This window comes from Brevibacillus sp. FW301-21C12A (genome assembly GCF_058788915.1).
Window position 1 is genome coordinate 1 of sequence record NZ_JBYTBG010000019.1, and the last position, 17,282, is coordinate 17,282.

At 57.1% G+C, this 17,282-nt stretch carries 18 protein-coding genes; all 18 read right to left on the bottom strand.

Going from position 1 to position 17,282, the window contains the following annotated elements; translation table 11 throughout:
• Nucleotides 1–173: 173 nt before the first annotated feature.
• The 18 genes from AC3WQH_RS13560 to AC3WQH_RS13645 all read right to left on the bottom strand — a co-directional run bounded on the left by AC3WQH_RS13560 (nucleotide 174) and on the right by AC3WQH_RS13645 (nucleotide 17,233).
• Nucleotides 174–1,088: an LPXTG cell wall anchor domain-containing protein gene (locus AC3WQH_RS13560; RefSeq protein WP_492332086.1), complete on the bottom strand. Its 915-nt coding sequence runs from the start codon at nucleotides 1,086–1,088 to the stop codon at nucleotides 174–176.
• Nucleotides 1,089–1,125: 37 nt separating this feature from the next.
• The gene (locus AC3WQH_RS13565) at nucleotides 1,126–2,091 is read right to left on the bottom strand and encodes a hypothetical protein (protein ID WP_122953018.1); all 966 of its coding nucleotides are present in this window, start codon (nucleotides 2,089–2,091) and stop codon (nucleotides 1,126–1,128) included.
• Entirely contained in the window at nucleotides 2,084–2,959 is an 876-nt protein-coding gene (locus AC3WQH_RS13570) for a cell division protein FtsX (protein WP_007778252.1), read from the bottom strand. The genes AC3WQH_RS13565 and AC3WQH_RS13570 overlap by 8 nt, the downstream gene beginning before the upstream one ends.
• A complete protein-coding gene (locus tag AC3WQH_RS13575; RefSeq protein ID WP_007778250.1) occupies nucleotides 2,956–3,603 on the bottom strand; it encodes a cell division ATP-binding protein FtsE in 648 nt (215 codons plus the stop codon). Before AC3WQH_RS13575 ends, AC3WQH_RS13570 begins: the two co-directional genes overlap by 4 nt.
• Complete coding sequence (locus tag AC3WQH_RS13580; RefSeq protein ID WP_007778247.1) at nucleotides 3,603–4,208, bottom strand: hypothetical protein; 606 nt, start codon at nucleotides 4,206–4,208, stop codon at nucleotides 3,603–3,605. Before AC3WQH_RS13580 ends, AC3WQH_RS13575 begins: the two co-directional genes overlap by 1 nt.
• Entirely contained in the window at nucleotides 4,205–4,852 is a 648-nt protein-coding gene (locus AC3WQH_RS13585; RefSeq protein WP_007778244.1) for a hypothetical protein, read from the bottom strand. Before AC3WQH_RS13585 ends, AC3WQH_RS13580 begins: the two co-directional genes overlap by 4 nt.
• A 44-nt stretch (nucleotides 4,853–4,896) precedes the next feature.
• A complete protein-coding gene (locus AC3WQH_RS13590; protein WP_241752944.1) occupies nucleotides 4,897–5,142 on the bottom strand; it encodes a hypothetical protein in 246 nt (81 codons plus the stop codon).
• Nucleotides 5,143–5,165: 23 nt separating this feature from the next.
• Entirely contained in the window at nucleotides 5,166–5,723 is a 558-nt protein-coding gene (locus tag AC3WQH_RS13595) for an ATP-binding cassette domain-containing protein (RefSeq protein ID WP_492332087.1), read from the bottom strand.
• A gap of 19 nt (nucleotides 5,724–5,742) precedes the next feature.
• Nucleotides 5,743–7,458 carry a dipeptide/oligopeptide/nickel ABC transporter permease/ATP-binding protein gene (locus AC3WQH_RS13600; RefSeq protein WP_492332088.1) on the bottom strand — a complete coding sequence of 572 codons (1,716 nt, stop codon included), beginning with the start codon at nucleotides 7,456–7,458 and terminating at the stop codon, nucleotides 5,743–5,745.
• Nucleotides 7,455–8,465 (bottom strand): ABC transporter permease, encoded by a 1,011-nt coding sequence (locus tag AC3WQH_RS13605; RefSeq protein WP_005831122.1) that lies wholly within the window; start codon nucleotides 8,463–8,465, stop codon nucleotides 7,455–7,457. The genes AC3WQH_RS13600 and AC3WQH_RS13605 overlap by 4 nt, the downstream gene beginning before the upstream one ends.
• A gap of 16 nt (nucleotides 8,466–8,481) precedes the next feature.
• Complete coding sequence (locus AC3WQH_RS13610; RefSeq protein ID WP_007778231.1) at nucleotides 8,482–10,143, bottom strand: ABC transporter substrate-binding protein; 1,662 nt, start codon at nucleotides 10,141–10,143, stop codon at nucleotides 8,482–8,484.
• Between the two features lie 398 nt (nucleotides 10,144–10,541).
• A complete protein-coding gene (locus AC3WQH_RS13615; protein ID WP_492332089.1) occupies nucleotides 10,542–11,438 on the bottom strand; it encodes a LysR family transcriptional regulator in 897 nt (298 codons plus the stop codon).
• A 157-nt stretch (nucleotides 11,439–11,595) separates the two neighbouring features.
• Entirely contained in the window at nucleotides 11,596–12,162 is a 567-nt protein-coding gene (locus tag AC3WQH_RS13620; RefSeq protein ID WP_005831112.1) for a glycerol-3-phosphate responsive antiterminator, read from the bottom strand.
• A gap of 20 nt (nucleotides 12,163–12,182) precedes the next feature.
• Nucleotides 12,183–12,995 (bottom strand): sugar phosphate isomerase/epimerase family protein, encoded by an 813-nt coding sequence (locus AC3WQH_RS13625; RefSeq protein WP_005831110.1) that lies wholly within the window; start codon nucleotides 12,993–12,995, stop codon nucleotides 12,183–12,185.
• An 18-nt stretch (nucleotides 12,996–13,013) separates the two neighbouring features.
• Nucleotides 13,014–13,817: a carbohydrate ABC transporter permease gene (locus AC3WQH_RS13630; protein WP_007778221.1), complete on the bottom strand. Its 804-nt coding sequence runs from the start codon at nucleotides 13,815–13,817 to the stop codon at nucleotides 13,014–13,016.
• A 12-nt stretch (nucleotides 13,818–13,829) separates the two neighbouring features.
• Nucleotides 13,830–14,717: a carbohydrate ABC transporter permease gene (locus AC3WQH_RS13635; protein ID WP_492332090.1), complete on the bottom strand. Its 888-nt coding sequence runs from the start codon at nucleotides 14,715–14,717 to the stop codon at nucleotides 13,830–13,832.
• 33 nt (nucleotides 14,718–14,750) lie between these two features.
• The gene (locus AC3WQH_RS13640; RefSeq protein WP_005826898.1) at nucleotides 14,751–16,100 is read right to left on the bottom strand and encodes an ABC transporter substrate-binding protein; all 1,350 of its coding nucleotides are present in this window, start codon (nucleotides 16,098–16,100) and stop codon (nucleotides 14,751–14,753) included.
• A complete protein-coding gene (locus tag AC3WQH_RS13645; RefSeq protein WP_005826896.1) occupies nucleotides 16,088–17,233 on the bottom strand; it encodes an ABC transporter ATP-binding protein in 1,146 nt (381 codons plus the stop codon). The genes AC3WQH_RS13640 and AC3WQH_RS13645 overlap by 13 nt, the downstream gene beginning before the upstream one ends.
• Nucleotides 17,234–17,282 lie beyond the last annotated feature (49 nt).

Genomic DNA, 17,282 nt, shown 5'->3' on the forward strand with positions numbered 1-17,282 from the left:
TTTTTGGTTGTGTAGCTGAAAATGTCATTCAGAATACTTTGACAAATTACGAACGCATTTTTTATGCAACGCTAGTGAGGGCTGCCAGAAAAAAACAGGGGGGCCTCGCTTTCCGAAGCCCGCCCCGTTTCGTTCGCGTTCGCTTTCACTACGTCAACACCATAGCAGCGGCGTTATTTTCGTCTCCGCGCAAAAAGCCAGCCCCCGACGAGGGCGAGCAAAACGACCGCCACAACCAGCGGAACCATTGACGCCCCTGTCTCGTCGCCGCTCGCTGCCGCTGCGTGATCGGCATGGCCTGCGTGCGCGTGATCGGCTGTCGGCGCCTTTTCTGGTTGCGCGGATTGCCCGGAAGCGTCTGCGCTTTTGGCAAACAGGATCAGTTGAAGCTGTGGCTTGCCTGCCACGTTCATCAGCCACGCTTCCTCAACCGTTTTTCCTTCCCACTGCGCCGGATCGACCGCAGCCTGCAGCACGCGCGGATGCGCAGAGAGATCATGCACGGTGCCGGAGATAGTCAGCGAGTACACCTTGGAAGTTTTGCCTGCTGCATCTTTTTCTTCCCGGACCGCGACTTTTTCCACTTTGCCTGTCGGCCCGGCCACAAAACCGCGCCGGTCGTACAGGCTCTTGCCCTCGACGGCATCGTTTCTGTGCTCGAAGACAAACACGGCAAATTCTTCTTTGGTCAACTCGCGCGCGGCATCCTGCTCAGGTACAGCGAGCTTGCCCGCAAAATACGCCTGGTTGACATCCGCATAGGTGGCATTGCCGTCCAGCGAAGGCACGAGCCCTTTTTCCAGCGCAGCCGCCGTCACTTGCTCGCGGGCAGCCCCGCTCTCCTTCAGCTTCCAAAAAGCTCCTGCCCAATGCGCCAGTTCCTCGCGCGTCAGCTTTTCCTGTGGCGAAAACAGCGTGGAACCGTGATCGTAGGCAATGACCCCAAGCCCGCTCAATTGCACGATCTGCGGCGTGGCCTTGGAATATTGCAGGTCGTCGTACAAATTTTGTTCGTTGACGATGTGCGCCGATACGACCGTTGGCAACAGCAGCAAAAGCATCGCCAGCAAACACAAGCTCCTTCTCATGTCTTTCTCTCCCATCCAGATGGTGTGCCCGTTGCGGCTACTCTTTTGTCCGTACAATCAGCCCTCCGCTCGTTTGCTGGAGGTACAAAGGCACCTGTGCGTCCGGCAATTGCCCAAGCTGCGCGTACGGAATGCGGAAGCCTTGCAACTCCTCGATCAACGTCTCCGGCATCAAAAAGCCGTTGAAAAATCCCGCCTCAAAAACAAGCGCAGCCGCAGCGGGCGACTCTTCCAGCACCTGCCCGATCAAAATGACGTGCAAGTCCGGCTTTTGAAACACGACGTACACATGATCTGAGCGGAAAAAGTAGCGCAGCTCGCTGCGTTCGTTAAGCCAGCTCTCGTCCAGCCGATACGGATTCGGCCCGGAAACGGCTCGCGCAGAAGCCCAGGCGGCTGCCTCGTGTTCGGTCAAGGCGCGGTCTTTTGCCAATATCGCAAGCAAAGCCGGCTCGACCTCGGCCATCCAGTCGATGTCCAAATAATTGGCCAACTGCTCAATCGGCAGCTCCGGATTGTCCGCGAGAAACGCCCCTCTCGCTTGCAGATTCTCCTCGATGACGGCGAGCAGCTTTTCGTGTCCTTCCAGCGTCTCTTTGGTCGCGACCAGTTGCTTGTAAGCGAGGTACAGCTTGTCCAGCTCCGCCATGTAAGCGTCCAGATTGCGCTCGATCAGCCATTGGCTGCCGAGAATATCGACTGGCTCCTGCTCCTGCAGCAACAGCGTGACCCACGTATCCAGTCCCAGCTCGCTGTAAAATTGCAGCTTGTCGACCGCTACCTGCTGGTCGGCCTTGTAGCTTGCTTCCAGCTTCGCGATCTGCGGCATTAGCTCGGCAATCTGCTTTTTCGTCTGGGCTACTTCCTCTTTCAGCCGTTCGGTGGTGCTCTCGTCGTTGACCGTGACGAGAAAATTCGCAAACGCCCCCGTCAAATGAGCGTACGCCCCTGTGGCGCACAAAAGCAGCGCGACTGCCGCTGGTATGAACAGCTTTTTACGCATGATCGATCAGCTTCCTTGTCGACACGTAGCTGGCCGACAGTCCCACGAGAGAGCCTGCGACCGCCATGCCGCCCATCATTTCGTACACCATGCCCTGCGAAAAGTGGAACACCAGCGGAAAACTTTTTTGCAAAGGTAGCAGTATGCCCGAAAACAGCGCGTAAACAGCCAGCGCCGCGGGCAAGCTGCCGACGAAGCCGATCAGCCAGCCCTCAAACAAAAACTGCCCCCTGACGTGCCACGGATTCGCGCCGAGCAGCAGCCGGACGCGAATCTCCTGCTGCCGCTGGTACAAGGCCAGATTCATCGCGATAAACACCATGCCGAACGCCAGCGCCGCCATGCCGAGCAGAAGCCCCAGCCCATAGCGGTTCAGCTCGCTCGACCAGTGCAGGATCGTTTCGGCGAATTGCTGCGGATAGACGACCTTCGTGATGCCGTTCATCGCCTGTAGCTGCTCCGCGACGAGCTTCATCTGCGTCTTGTCTCGCAGCTCCAGCCGGATGGCGTCGGGAATCTGGCTCTCCTGAAACGAGACGAGCAGGTGCTCTCTCCCGGTAAAAAACGCCGCCAATCGGTCCAGCATCTGCTCCTTCGTCTCGATCTCAGCCGACTGGACGAAGCTTTTCTCCCGCAAAATGGTGGCAATCGCCTTCGTGTCCGCGGCAGGGTCTACATACAGCTTCATCGCTACCTGTGACTCCAGATAGCCCAGCAAATCCCCGACGCCGAACCGTCCGAGCAGCAGGATGCCCGCGATGAGCATTGCGACAAAAATCAGGACGGCTGCTGCCGCCGCAGCCCCGATGTTTCGCTGAATGCCTTCGCGCGCATCCCTGAGCATGTACATGCACGACTGTCTGTTCATACGACACGTACCCGCCCCTGCTCCATGATCCACGTCTTTGCCGGAAATTGTTCAATCAGACGCTCCGAATGCGTAACGATCAGCATCGCCATGTTTTCCTCCACGTGCAGCTCCTTTAGTAATTGCAAGACTTCAAAAGCCGTCTCGTTGTCCAGATTGCCTGTCGGCTCGTCTGCCAACAGAAGGCGCGGGCGATTCAGCAAAGCCCGCACGATGGCGACGCGCTGCTGCTCGCCCCCGGAAAGCTGGTCAGGAAAACAATCCTTCACGTCGGACAGCCCGACCCGCTCCAGCAGCCGGTTCGCCTCAGGCTCGATCTCCGCCCATGGCTTGCCGACGACCTCTCCGGCAAGCGCGACATTTTCCATGACAGTCTTTCGCGGGAGCAGCTCAAACGATTGAAAAATGACGCCCATCTTGCGCCGCAGCTCGAATTTCGGAATTTGCCCGATCGGGACGGCATCTATTTCGATGCGTCCCGTAAAATCGGTTTGCTCCCGGTACAACAGCTTGAGCAGCGTGCTTTTTCCCGAACCGGAGCGCCCTTGCAAAAAGGCGAACTCCCCTGCTTCCAAATGCAGGTGAAGGTCTTGTAAAATCACTCTTTTCCCATAGCTCTTGTACACATTTTCTAGCAAAATCATCAGACGTTCCCCTCTGCCAGCCACGGGAGGAAGCCGTCGAGGAACCGCTCTGTCGCTGGCATGAAGTACGAGCCGAAGTGGAAGTCCGGGTCGAGCGTGGTGACGATCCACGTCCCCGCCGTGCTGACTTTGTCGACGTAGAGTACAGCTCCGCCATCCTCGGTCGAGATCAGCACCTCCGCCCCTTCCGGCGGCCAGTAGACGCCGTGCTGGTGCCAGGTCGCATCCTCTAAGGTAATGTAGGAAAACAGGTCGTAGTCCGGCTTTTGCAGCACCAGTCCGCTCTTCGCGTTTTTGTCCAGCCACCACCAGAAATTCGTCGGGCGCAGCTCCCAGTTTTGTCCGGGAATCCATTCGCGCGGCTGCGGCCCGAATGCGACGACGATCCCGCCCCGCTCGGAAAACTCCCTGATTTTGTCGCGCGATTTCATCACCAGGCCCATGTGCAACTGCGAAGGGACGACTAATGCGTCAAATTCATCGAGAGACGTACGCTCCAAATCGGGCAGGTAGATGAGCTTTTCGTAATAGCGGCGGTATTTTGGTTCGTTCAGGCTGCGAAAATGCTGCGAGCTGCCGCCGTACAGGGCTGCGATTTTTCTCATACGTACGCGCCTCCTTCTTGAAGTTGCTGAAGCTGTCGGTATTCATCCCGCACCCACTTCGTGAGCTGGACCGCGATGCGTCCGGTTGATTTTCCCGGGTGGTTGTAGCCGAACAGGTCGTTTCCGGCATGGACGAGAATCGTTCCCTTCGTGCTGGTCCGGTCGATATAGGTAATCGGTTCGCCGCCTGGCAAGGTCAGCAGCACCTCGGCGCCTTCCGGGAGCGAGTGGTGTCCTCTGGCGAAAAAGCCTGCAACGCCTTTGTTGTACGTCATATCGTACGTCTCTACCCCGGCAAAAATCGGGTGTTCCTTGGCAATCCGCACGTCGTAGTCGGCATGGCTGCGAATTTGTTTCGGCACGAACCGAGACCCGCCCGGCAGCCAGGGCAAAAACAGGTTGCCGCTGAAAACGAGCACCTTTTTCTCGTCGAGAAAGCGGCGAATCTTGTCTTTTTGCCTGTACAAAAGCTCCTGGTCGATCAATCCGGTAATCACGAGGCATTTGTACGGCGACAAGTCGTGCTCCGGCAAATCGTACACATCAATGAAGGTAAAAAAATCCTGATAATTCGGGTCTTTCAGACGCGGCTCGCCAAAGCAGCAGCCCGAATCGAGCATCAAAAAATCGGTTGGTTGATTCATGTATGCCTCCTCGATCGTCGTTGTATCCGGTACAGCCGTTTCGGTTAAAACTGGTCAAGCTCCCGCACTGCCCCGATCAGCCGCAGCGTAAAAGGATGCTGCGGATTCTCCGCCACTTCCTCCGGCGTGCCTGTCTCCACGATCTGGCCCTGGTCGAGCACAAGCAGCCGATCGCAAAAGCCCCGCGTCAGCGCCAGGTCGTGGGTGATGAACAAATAGGCGATCCCGTGACGCAGGCTCAGCTCGCGCATGAGCCGCAGCAAATCAAGCCGCAGGGACGTGTCCAGCATCGAGGTCGGCTCGTCCGCCACGATCAACTGCGGGCGGGTGACAAAAGCGCGCGCCAGGCCGACACGCTGCCGCTCCCGCCAGACAGCTCATGGGCATAGCGGTGCATGTAGCGCTCAGGCGGCAGCGCGACTTCCTGCAACGCTTCCCGAACAAGCTCTGTCCGTCTTGCCGGGTCATTTTTGTACAGCCGGGCGATGACCAACGGTTCCGCGATCAACTGTGCAATCGTCATGCGCGCGGACAGCGACTCGTACGGGTCCTGAAAAATCATCTGGATAGACCGCGTGGCCTCCCTGCGCGCCTTGGGCTTCATCGACAGCAGGTCTTGCCCCTGGTAGATGAGCTTTCCCCTGTCAGCCTGCTCGATCCCCGCGACGATTCGCCCGATGGTGCTTTTTCCGGCGCCGCTCGAACCGACCAGCCCGACCGTTTCGTTTGCCTGTATGGAAAAGCTGGCCCCATTAATGACAGGCGCTGCCTGTTTGCCGGAGCTTTTGCCCTCGTAGGTCTTGTACAGTCCGGACACCTGCAGCAGTTCCTTTTGCCGCAGCATATCCCGCTCTTGTTTTTGCGCTTCCATCCTTCATGCCTCCGTGAGATTATCGTTGCTCCTGCAAGGAACGCTCCGGCGCAGGCGTCAGCCTGGGGATCGAATCAATCAGCCGCCGTGTGTACGGATGGGTGGACGTCTTCGCCAAGGCGAGCGTGTCGCCCTGATCGACAATTTTGCCCTGATTCATGATGATCGTGCGGTCAGCCAGGCTCAAAACGACAGGAAGATCGTGCGAAATGAACACCATGGACAGCCCGAGCGTGCGCTGCAAGTCCTTCAGCAGCTTGATGATCTCCACCTGAACCATGACGTCGAGCCCCGTCGTCGGCTCGTCGGCAATGACCAGATCGGGCTTGTTCATCAGCGCCATCGCGATGACGACCCGCTGGCGCATGCCGCCGCTCAGCTCATGCGGAAAAGCGGTGGCCCACTTCGGAGCGAGTCCGACTTGCGCAAGCACCTCGTCGATTCGTTTCTGCAACTCGTCCTTGGGCATTTGCTGATGCGATCTGACCGCTTCCGCCAACTGCTCGCGCACGCTCATCACAGGGTTGAGCGCGTTCATAGCCGCCTGGGGAATCAAGGCAATCCGGTTTCCCCGCAACTCCCTCATCTCCTCCGGGGAGAGCCGGGTCAGATCACGGCCCGCAAAATAAATCGCGCCGTGCGAAACGAGCGCTGGCGGCTTCAACAACTGCATGACTGCCGAAGTTACCGTACTCTTGCCGCTGCCCGACTCTCCGACCAGGCCGAGCACCTCGCCCTTGGACACCGTGAAGCTGACCTGATCCACCGCATTGACCACTCCGCTCTCTTTTGGATAGCGAACAGTCAGATTTTGGACTTCCAGCAGCGCCTCTGCTGTCGCGATCTTCGCAGCGGACGCGGACGGTCCGTTTTGCGGCGTCGTCTGGCCTCCCTTGGCAGAAGTCGCCTGATAAGCGCGCAGCCGCGGATTTACCCGCTCCTCCAAGTAGTAGCCGATCAACGAAAAGGCGAGCACCGTCACGACAATGCACAGCCCCGGCGGAATTACCCACCACATCCACGCCTCCGTCAAAAAGGCGCTGCGCGAGTTGGCGTAAAACAAAATGCTGCCCCAGCTTTTGGACAACGGATCGCCCATGCCCAAAAAGCTCAGCGAGGATTCCATCATGATCGAGACGTTGACAGCCTGCACGAACTGCGGAATCACCAAAGGCAGGATGCTGGGAAAAACGTGCCGACGCAAAATGTAGAGATGCCCTGCGCCCATCGACCGCGCAGCCTGGACCGGGCCTCGCGTGCGCAGCGACAACGTCTGCGCCCGGATTTTCCGCGCCTTTCCCGCCCACATGACCAAGGTAATCACTAGCACCTGCGTAAACAGGCTCGGGCCGATGTACACGCCAATCACGATCATCAGGGGCAAAAACGGCAGCGTCAGGCAAATATCCACGATTCTCATAAAAACAGCGTCCAGCCAACCTCCCGAATAGCCGGAGACCAGGCCGACCACCGTGCCGATCAGCGTAGCCAGCAAGGCGGCGACAATCCCAACCGTAAGCGAGGTCCTCGCGCCCACTACCAGCTCGGCCAGGATATCCTGCCCCATGTCATTTGTGCCAAGCCAATGCTCTCGGCCAGGCGGCTGGAACGGGGCGCCAGACTGCTCGCTGGCGTCGTACGGAACTGCGTAAGGTCCCACGAGCGCGAGCAGCAGGACGATTGCCAGCAAGACAACGCCAAGCCAGCCAATCATTTTGGAACCAATCCGACTCATGGGGACTCCTCCACCTGCTTTCTTTGGCGGGCGCGCGGGTCAAACAGCGGATAAGTCACATCCGCCAGCAGGTTGGCCGCAATCACACCCAGCGTAATGATTAAAAATACCCCCTGCATCATCGGGTAATCCCGTGCGATCACGCTCTCATAGAGCAAGCGACCGACGCCCGGATAGGAAAAGACTGTCTCCACGACAACAGCGCCGCTCACCAAAATACCGAGGCTCATCGTAATGTGCGTATAGACGGGCAAGAGGGCGTTTCGCAGGGCATGATTGAAAATCAGGCTGCGCTTGCTCGCCCCTTTTGCCTCCGCCATCAGCACATAATCCTGGCCCAGCGTGTCGAGCATCGACGACCGGGTCAGCAAAAAATTGCCTCCGACGGTAGCAACCGTAATCGTCATCACAGGCAGGGTCATATGCTTGAGCACGGCCAGCGCGTAGTCGGCACCGCCTCCGGAAAAGGCGATCGGCACCGCGCCAAAGGAAGGGAACCAGCCCATGCTGACGGAAAACACCGCAATCAGCAGCATGCCGATCCAGAAGCCGGGAATGGATTCAATCGTGAGCATCCCCGTCAAAAAAAGCAGGTCGCGCCGCTTCCCCCGGCTCCACGCGGCATAGGCACCGATAGCAATGCCTATGACCGCGCTCAGAACGAGGGAGGGAGCTACCAGCAGGAAAGTCCACGGCAGCCTGTCTGCCAATACTTCCGTCACTGGCTTTCCGTATTTGATGGAGCTGCCGAGATCAAACCGGAACACTCCTGTCATAAAATCCGCGTATTGCTGCCAGAGCGAGCGATCCAGCCCAAGCTCCCGCTCCACTTGCTGGCGCTGCTCTGGCGTCAGCTCGTTGATTGTCGTTTCGCCAAAGAAAAATTCCAGCGGATCGCCGGGTGCGAGCCGCGGCAGGGCGAAGTTGATCGTCAACGCCACGGCGAGCACCAGCACATATTGAATCAGTTTCTTGCCGAATGCCGCGGAGAACCCGCTCCCACTCATCACAGCTCCCCCCGTCTTACTCTTTGGCTACAGCCTTTTTCGCGCCGTCTGGCAGCATGGAAAACTTGTTGATGACGCCAAACCCGGGCGACTCTACCCATTTGTCAAACTTTTGCGCGTTGTAGGCGAACTTCTCTTCCGGGTAGTACAGCACGATGCTGGTCGGTTGCTTGTTGAACAGCTCCTGCATTTTGAACGCGATTTCCTTGCGCTTGTCTACGCTTGTTTCCGCCATCCACTGCTTGGTCAGCTCGTCCATCGCCGGATATGGAATCGTTTTGTTCCACAGGTAAGAAGAACGGTGAGACATGACAAACTGATCCGGGTCTGCTACCCCGTGCGCCCCGATGGTTCCGATCACGAGGTCAAAGTCGCGGGTTTGCGATACGGTCGCCATCGTGCCGGAGTCGAGCACTTCGACGGTAATTTTGATCCCGACTTTGGCGTACTGCTCCTTGAGCATCTCGGCCGCGCGAATCCACGCCGGCTCTGTGGAAGGCACTTTCAGCGAAAAGGCGAGCGGCTTGCCGTCTGCCATCTCGCGGACGCCGTCGTTGTTTTTGTCTGTCAGCTTCAATTCGTCCATGACGGCTTTTGCTTTTTCTGCGTCATACGGCGTGCTCAAGTTCGGGTTGGTCCACGGCGAATCCGGGTGAGGATAGCCTTTTAAGCCCGGACGCCCTTTTCCAAGCAAGACCGTATCCGTAATCGCCTGGCGGTCCACCGCGAGCGACATGGCATTGCGGAACGCTTCCTGATTGAATGGCGCCTTTTCGTAGTTGAGCTTCAGCTCGACCAGCGACAGCGGCGCGGTTTGTACCACTTTCATGTTGGCCTGGTTTTGGAAGGATGCTTCCAGCTCGGCCGGGACAGGTCTGGCGGAAATGTCGATCTCTCCTGCACGCAGTGCGTTGAAGATCGCGGTCGGGTCTTTGATGACCGGCATCACGAGCGTGTCGACGAGCGGGCTGCCCATGAAGTAGTCTTTGTTCGCTTCAAACTTGTAGTATTGATCGGCTTTGTACTCGACCAGCTTGTACGGCCCGGTTCCGATCGGCAAATCTGTATATTTGCGCGGGTTTTGCACCTTTTCCCAAATATGCTTGGGCAAGATCGGCAGGTCGGCAAAAGTAATCCGCTCCAGCGTCGGGCACGCGTAGGCGCAAGTGAAGCGGACCGTCGAAGGGTCGTCCAGCTCGATTTTGGAGATGTGCGGCACTTCGCTCACGTGGTGCGTATGGCGGTTGGCTGGACCGTCGCGATAGTATTCGTACGTGAATTTGACGTCCTCCGCAGTGAATGGCGTCCCATCATGCCACTTGATGCCGGAGCGGATTTTGACCACCCAGGTCACATCGTCCAGTTGCTGGGCCGATTCCGCCAGCCACGGCTGCGGCTTTTCCACGTAAGGCGACGGCGAGAACAATTTGTCAAACACAAGCTCTGTCAAATAGTCGATGTTTCCGGTGTAGATGTTCAGCGGGCCGGCGTCGCTCGGCAAGCCGATTTTCAACTCTGGCACTGTTTGCGGTGCGGCGCTCGCGGCTTCGCCGGATTTGGCCGCGTCGTTCTGGGGCTGGCTCGGTGCGGCGCCCTGATTGGACTGGCAACCAAGCACGAAGGTCGACAGCACTAGCAAATAACTGAGAAAAAGTCCGAAAGACTTGCGCTTCAACAAGGAAATAACCTCCTACATTCCTGTATGTGTTTGTATCCGAAAACTAGGTCCATCTTAATTTGATTGATAATGAATATCAATCCCACTTGTAGGGGGCGTTTTTTGAAATTCCGCGCGCTTCAACCGCCCTCATTCCCGCATAATATTTTTGAATCCATCTATTCATTTTCTTGATAGCACAAATCTTTCCAACGCTTGTCCCGCAAGCGTCGCGCATTAGCAAACCCGGCTGCGCCAAGCTACTGGCAAAGCCTTGGTGCCCACAGAGCACAAGCCTTGCTTTTTCGCTTCGTTCGCAGTCTCGCCATGTTGCGCTTATGAAAAACAGCCTGTCCCCCACACCGATACGTGCGGGAAACAGGCCGTCTTTTTTATGGCAATGCCAATGTCCACTAAACCTAAACCGTCCGCAAATACTGCTCGACGTTTTGGCAAAAGGCGCGATCCGCCTGGCTCAACTCGGCATTTTTGCGGAACACAAAGCCGTTTTGCCGTCTGATTTGCAAAGACGAGACGGGCACATTGACCAGCTCGCCTCTTTTCAGCTCTTCCTTTACCGCCCCGGATGGAAGGAAGGCGATGCCGTGGCGCGACTTGACCGCCTGCTTGATCGTCTCGAAGTTGCTCATTTGCAAAAAGCGCGTTTTCACCTGGCGGCTGCTCAAATGGTTGATGACGTATTGCTGCAAATACTCGCTTTTCGGAAGCAGCACGGTTTCATTGTGCAAGTCGCGCGCGTACAGCAGCCTTCTTTTGGCCAAAGGGTGGTCGACAGGCAAGATGAGCAGAAGCTCCTCCTCGAACAAAACAGAAGTCTCAAAGTTTTTGCGTATATAATCATCCTCGGGATAGATCGGCATTAACGCGTAGTGCGTCCGGCCCTCCTGAAAGCAGCGGATGAGGTCGCTGTAGCAATACGTATTGATCTCCAACGGCTTGTGCGGCAAAATCGCATGAAACTCATTGAGAATGTCGGAGAAAAAGTACCCGGCAATGTAGTTGCTGACGTAGACAGACAGTACCCGCTCCTGCTCGCTGATGCGCTTCAGCTCCACAGCCGCCTCCTCGACCAGATGCGAAATCTGCTTGGCATAGCGGAGCAAAATCTCGCCCTGCCGCGTCAGTTGCACCTGCTTCCCCGACCGTTGCACGAGCGGCGACTCAAACAACTCTTCCAGTTGTTGAATATGGTGGCTGATGGTTGGCTGTGAGCAAAAAAGCCGCTTCGCAGACTCGGTAAAAGAGCCGCATTCCGCGAGCACGATGAAGGTTTCCATTTTTTCCAGCGTATTCATAAGCAGCACCCCGTAAAAGACGCACATAAAAAGTAAACTGGTTATTTATTGAAAATGATTATTGTTATCAATTATCAACAATTTTACCTGATCCGCCAGCAAGTGTCTATGCGCAAATGTGCATATGTGTACCGGAAAACTGCGGCTTTCCCCCATCCTACTCGGTTATGTCATTCCACATCTCCGCCCTGCTCAAAGAAACGGCATCCGCGCCATTCGCCAGCGCTTCCGCGACCTGCTGCCTGTTCCAGATCAGCCCGCCCAAAATGATCGGCTGCGGCAAATGCTCCTTGATGTGCGCAATAATCGACGGGGCGATGCCCGGCATGATTTCGATGGCGTCCGGCTGGTTTTCCAGCACGTTTTTGATCGTCGTCGTAAGCGAGGTCGTATCAATTAAAAACACGCGCTGGATCGTCAGCATCCCTTCTTTTTTTGCCGCGCGAATCATCGGGCCTTTCGTCGTGACAATCCCGGTCGGTTTGATATACGCAGACAGGAAGCGGAACGACTCTTTGTCATTGGACAGGCCGTTCATCAGGTCTGTGTGCAAAAAAATCGGCTTGCTCGCCTGGCTGATCGCGTCCGCTTCGGCCATCAGCCGAGTCAGCTTCCCGTACATGAGCAAAATCGCGCAGGCCGCCGAATCCATCGCCTCTGCCAGCCGATCCTGCTCCGTCGCAGCGATAATCCGATTCGTTTTCAAAATCGTCTCCATATCCATAATAGGAGCCTCCTGTTCGTTTAAAGCTGCGCAATGATTCGCTCCACGCTGCGCCGTGCGCAGGCGAGCTGCTTTGTTTCGATCACCCGGCTTCCCGCAAAGCTTCCGGCTTGCAAAGCCGACCACACCTGCGCATACGGAATCGTCCCCTCCCCTACCGCCAGATGCTCGTCTGTCTCGCCGCCGTTGTCGCTGATGTGCAAGACAGAGACGTAAGGAAATACCGTTTCCAGCGCTTCAAGTGCGTACCCTGGGCGGATCAGGTGGGCGTGTCCGACGTCATAGGCAATTCCCAGATGCGCAGAATCAACGGCCTTGCACACCGCGAGCAAATCATCGACATTCCAGCCCAGCACGCGAGGATAAGGCGGCACGTTTTCCAGCACCAGCGTCGTTCTGCCGTCGCTGACTTCCGCCGTCAGCAGCCGAGCAGCCTCGCTGACATGCTCGACCCCGCGCGCACGGCTGTCCGCATCGTGAGCGTCGGCTACTTCCCCTGCGTGCATGACTACGTGCGTGCTGTCCAAAAAGCGGGCAATCGCCAGACACCGCTTCATCGTCTCCAACGTCTTTTCCCGGCTTGGGCCTGTGCCGGCGGCGAGGTTGCAGCCGCTGATCGGCGCGTGAATCGACCAGGTGATGCCCCGCTCTTCTCCCTGCTTTTTCAGCTCGGCAAGCTGCTCCCGGGACCAGGCCAACAGCTCGGCATGGCCTGCTTCGCACATGATCTCGATCGAAGTCCAGCCCGCGTCCATCAGCCTGGCGACGGCTTCGCGCAGCGGCAGGTCAAACAAGGCGTAGCTGGATACGGCAAAAGCACTTTGCTCCTTCATGGATCGTTCCCCTTTCCTTTATTTCACCCCGGAATGGATGAAGCTGTTGATGAACTGGCGTTGGAACAGCAAAAAGGCGAGCAGCAACGGAAAAATGACCATCATCGTAGCCGCGCTGACCTCTGCCCACTGTGCCCCGGTCTCAAACGACTGGGCAAAAATCGCCAGCCCTACCGTCAACGGGCGGTTTTCTACCGAGTTGGTGACAATCAGCGGCCACATGAAGTTGTTCCAATGATAGCTGACCGAAACGAGGCCGAACGCAATGTAGGTCGGCCGCGCCAGCGGAACGTACACCCGCCACAAAATTTGCAGCCAGGAGCAGCCTTCCATGCGCGCCGCTTCCTCCAGTTCGTGCGGGATCGTCTTGAACGTTTGCCGCAACAGGAACACGCCAAAGGCGGAAGCGAAGTACGGCAGCATGATGCCGATTTTCGTATCGAGCAACGCCAAGTCGCGCAGCACGTTGTAGTTCGGGAAAATAAGGATGTCAGCCGGAACCATGAGCTGCACGAGAAACAGCACGAACAGCACATCCCGCCCCCAGAAGCGCAGCTTGGCAAAGGCATACGCCGCCAGCGTAGCCGTAATCATTTGCGCGATCAACACGCCTGCGACGATCAAAAACGTATTGAAGTAATACTGGGCAAAAGGAGCCGCGTCCCACACCTTCGCGAAGTTTGCCAGCGTAAAGTCGGCGCTGAGTGTCCAAGAAGTCGCCAGCTCTCTCGGCCGAAGCGACGTCCAGAGCACCCAGAGCAAAGGGAACAGCCAGAGTACAGCCAGGACGTACATGCCGACGGTTGTAATTTTGCGGGCCATCTGCTCTCCCCCTCAGTTGTAGTGAATTTTTTTATCCAGACCAAAAAATTGCACAGCAGCCACCGCGAGCAGTAGCACGACCATCACGATGGTCAAAGCGGACGCCATCCCTTGATCCCAGAAGGAGAACGCCGTTTCGTAAATGTAGTACAGCAGCAGGTTGCTGGCATTGTCCGGGCCGCCCTTTGTCATGATGACCAGGTGATCGACCAGCTTGAACGAGTTCGTAAACGCGATAATGCTGACAAACATCGTCGTCGGCATGAGCAGCGGAAACGTCACGCGGCGAAACACCGTCCACGCCGATGCTCCTTCCATCGCGGCAGACTCGTACAGCTCCTGGGAGATGTTTTGCAGCCCCGCCAAGTAAAAGATCATGAAGTAGCCCGCTTCCTTCCAGATCACCATGAAAATCATCGCCCACATCACGTTCGCCTGATCGCCGAGCCAGTTGATATCGCCTTTTCCGAACCACTCCATCACGTGGCTGAGCGCCCCGTACTCCGGCGTGTAAATAAACAGCCAGACGTTGGCGACGGCAATCATCGGAACCACCGTCGGGTAAAAGTAGGCGGTGCGGACGAAGCTTTTGCCCCGCAGCGCTTTGTTGGCAAACAGCGCCATGCCGAGCGCCAGAGCCACGCTCGTCGGAACCGTTCCCAACGCAAACCAGAGATTGTTGGTCAGCACCTTCCAAAACACATCATCTTCCAGCATCTGCTTGTAGTTGTCTACCCCGTTAAAAAACGGCTCTGGGGAACCCAGATCCGCTTGATGAAAGCTGAGAATGACCGTTTGCCACACAGGGTAGAAGGTAAACAGCAGCAGGAAGATGAGGGAGGGAAGGAGCAGCAGCCAGGCGTACATATTCACTTTCCATTTTGCTCGTAGTTCCCCCATCGTCGCTCCTCCATATGCCTCGCTCGATTTCGCTTATTTGTTGAATGGCGCAAGCACTTTGTCTGCCTCTTCCTGCGCCTTTTTCAGCGCTTCCGCAGCACTCGCCTTTCCGGTAATGACCGCTTGCAAGTTGTCGTTCAGCGCTTTTGTCACCTTGCCGTTATTGTGCGTGGAAAACTCGGCATGGCCGTACTCCAACTGGTCGCGCGCGACTGCCGCTGCCGGGAAGTCCTTGACGTACTGCTTCATGATCTCTTCCTCATAGGCAGATTTGCGCGTCGCGACATAGCCCGTGTCGATGCTCCACTGTGCCGCGCGCTTCGGCTCGGTCATGAAGCGGATGAACTTCCAGGCCGCTTCCTGCTTCTTCGTATCCGTTCCTTTGAACATGTAGAAGTTGCCGCCGCCCGTCGGACTGCCGAAGTTCTTTTTCGCTGGCAAAAACGCTACGCCGAAGTCAAACTTGGCGTTGTTTTTCACGTTGGTCAAGTTTCCGGTCGTATGGAACATCATCGCTGTCTTGCCTTCGAGGAAGTCGGAAGGAACGGTCGCCCACTCGATCACGCCCTCCGGCATCGCCTTATGCTTTTTCGCCAGGTCGACCCAGTATTGCAGCGCTTCTACATTTTCCGGCGTGTCGAAAAACACTTTTTTGCCGTCCTCGGTCATCAGGTTTTTGCCGTTTTGCAAGGCCAGCGCCTGATACATCCAGTAGGTGAAGCCGGAGGAAGGGATTTCCAGACCCCAGCGTCCGTCCTTGGTCAGCTTGCTCGCGTACTCGGCCAACTCCTCCCACGTCGCAGGCGGCTTTTCCGGATCGAGGCCCACTTCCTTGAACGCTTCCTTGTTGTAATACAAAACGATCGTGCTGCGCTGGAACGGAATGCTGTACGTCTTGCCGTCGACCTGGGAGTTGGCCAGGAAGCCGGGGAAGAAATCGTTCACGTACTCGCTGCCGCCGTCTTTGGCAATAAATTCGTCCAGCGGCAGGATGGCGTCCATGTCCATCATCGTGTGCAGCTCGGTCGAGAGCATGACAGCTACGTCAGGTGGCGTTTTTCCTTGCACGGCCGCCTGGATTTTCGTCGTCGTGTCCTGGTAGCTGCCTGTGTAGACCGGCTTGACGGTAATGCCCGGGTTCGCCTTGTTGAACTCTTCTGCCATCCCGTCGACGATTTTGGTCAGGGGACCGCCGACTGCCACCGGATAAAAGAAGGACAGCTCGGTATTTTCCGCGGGCTTTGTCTCCGGCGTCCCCGTCTGCGCAGCTTGTCCCGTCTGCCCCGACGAATTGCCGCTTGTGGTGGAAGTCCCGCTGGAGCACCCTGTAATAAGCGCCAGACTCATGGCGACTGAAAACAGACTTTTCACTACTGTACGCATCGCAGTATCTCTCCCTTTTCTGTTCCGGCCGTGATGGCCAAATTTTTTCCCGATTGCGAATCAAACAGGCTGACTTGCTCTGCGGCAAAGCCGACGCGCAGCACATCTCCCCGGCGGCACGGCCATTGCCCGTTCCATTTTGCCTTCCACAGCTTGTCGCCCAGCCTGAATTCCACAATCGTCTCGGAACCGAGAATCTCCACGCCCTGCACGCTGACAAGCAACGAACGGCTCTCATCGAGCGGGCTGCCTGCCTCCAGCGGCTGCAACGCCTCGGGGCGCACGCCGAGCACAACGGGCGTCCCGCCCTTGATGCCTGCCTGTAGACCGAGCGGCAAAAACCGTCTGCTCGGGTCATTCGTCAGCTCGACGCCGGACTGCGCGCCATTGCTTCGCCAAACGCCCTCTGTCGTATTCATCGGCGGCGCCCCGGTAAATTCGGCCACAAACAGGTTCGCCGGACGGTTGTACACGTCGAGCGGCCTGCCTACCTGCTGCACCTCGCCGTCGCGCAGCACCATCATCCGGTCGCCCATTGTCATCGCCTCGACCTGATCGTGCGTGACGTAAATCATCGTGATTCCCAGCTCCTGTTGCAGTTGCCGAATCTCCGTCCGCATATGCCCGCGCAGCTTGGCATCGAGATTGGACAGCGGCTCGTCCATCAGACAGATCGGATGCTGGCTGACAATCGCCCGGCCGAGCGCCACCCGCTGCCGCTGACCGCCCGACAGCTCTTTTGGCTTTCTGTGCAAAAGCTGGGCGATCCCGAGCATCTCGGCCACCCGCTCCAGCCGCTTGGCCTGCTCCTGCTTGTCCACTTTGCGAACCTGCAAGCCGAACAAAATGTTATCTTTGACCGTCAAATGCGGATACAAGGCGTAATTTTGAAAGACCATGGATATATTTCGCCCGCTCGGCGCGACTTCGTTGACTCGCTTGCCGCCAATCAACAGCTCTCCTTCGCTGATGTCTTCCAGTCCGGCAATCATGCGCAGCGTCGTCGATTTGCCGCAGCCCGAAGGACCGACCAGCACAAAAAACTCTCCCGGCGCAATGAGCGCGCTGACTTCATTGACGACCTTTTGCCGCTCGTACATTTTGGAAATGCGTCGCAATTCCACTTCTGCCACGACAATCCCCCCTGAACCTCTGGCGTTGGTGCTTCATCACCCGATCATA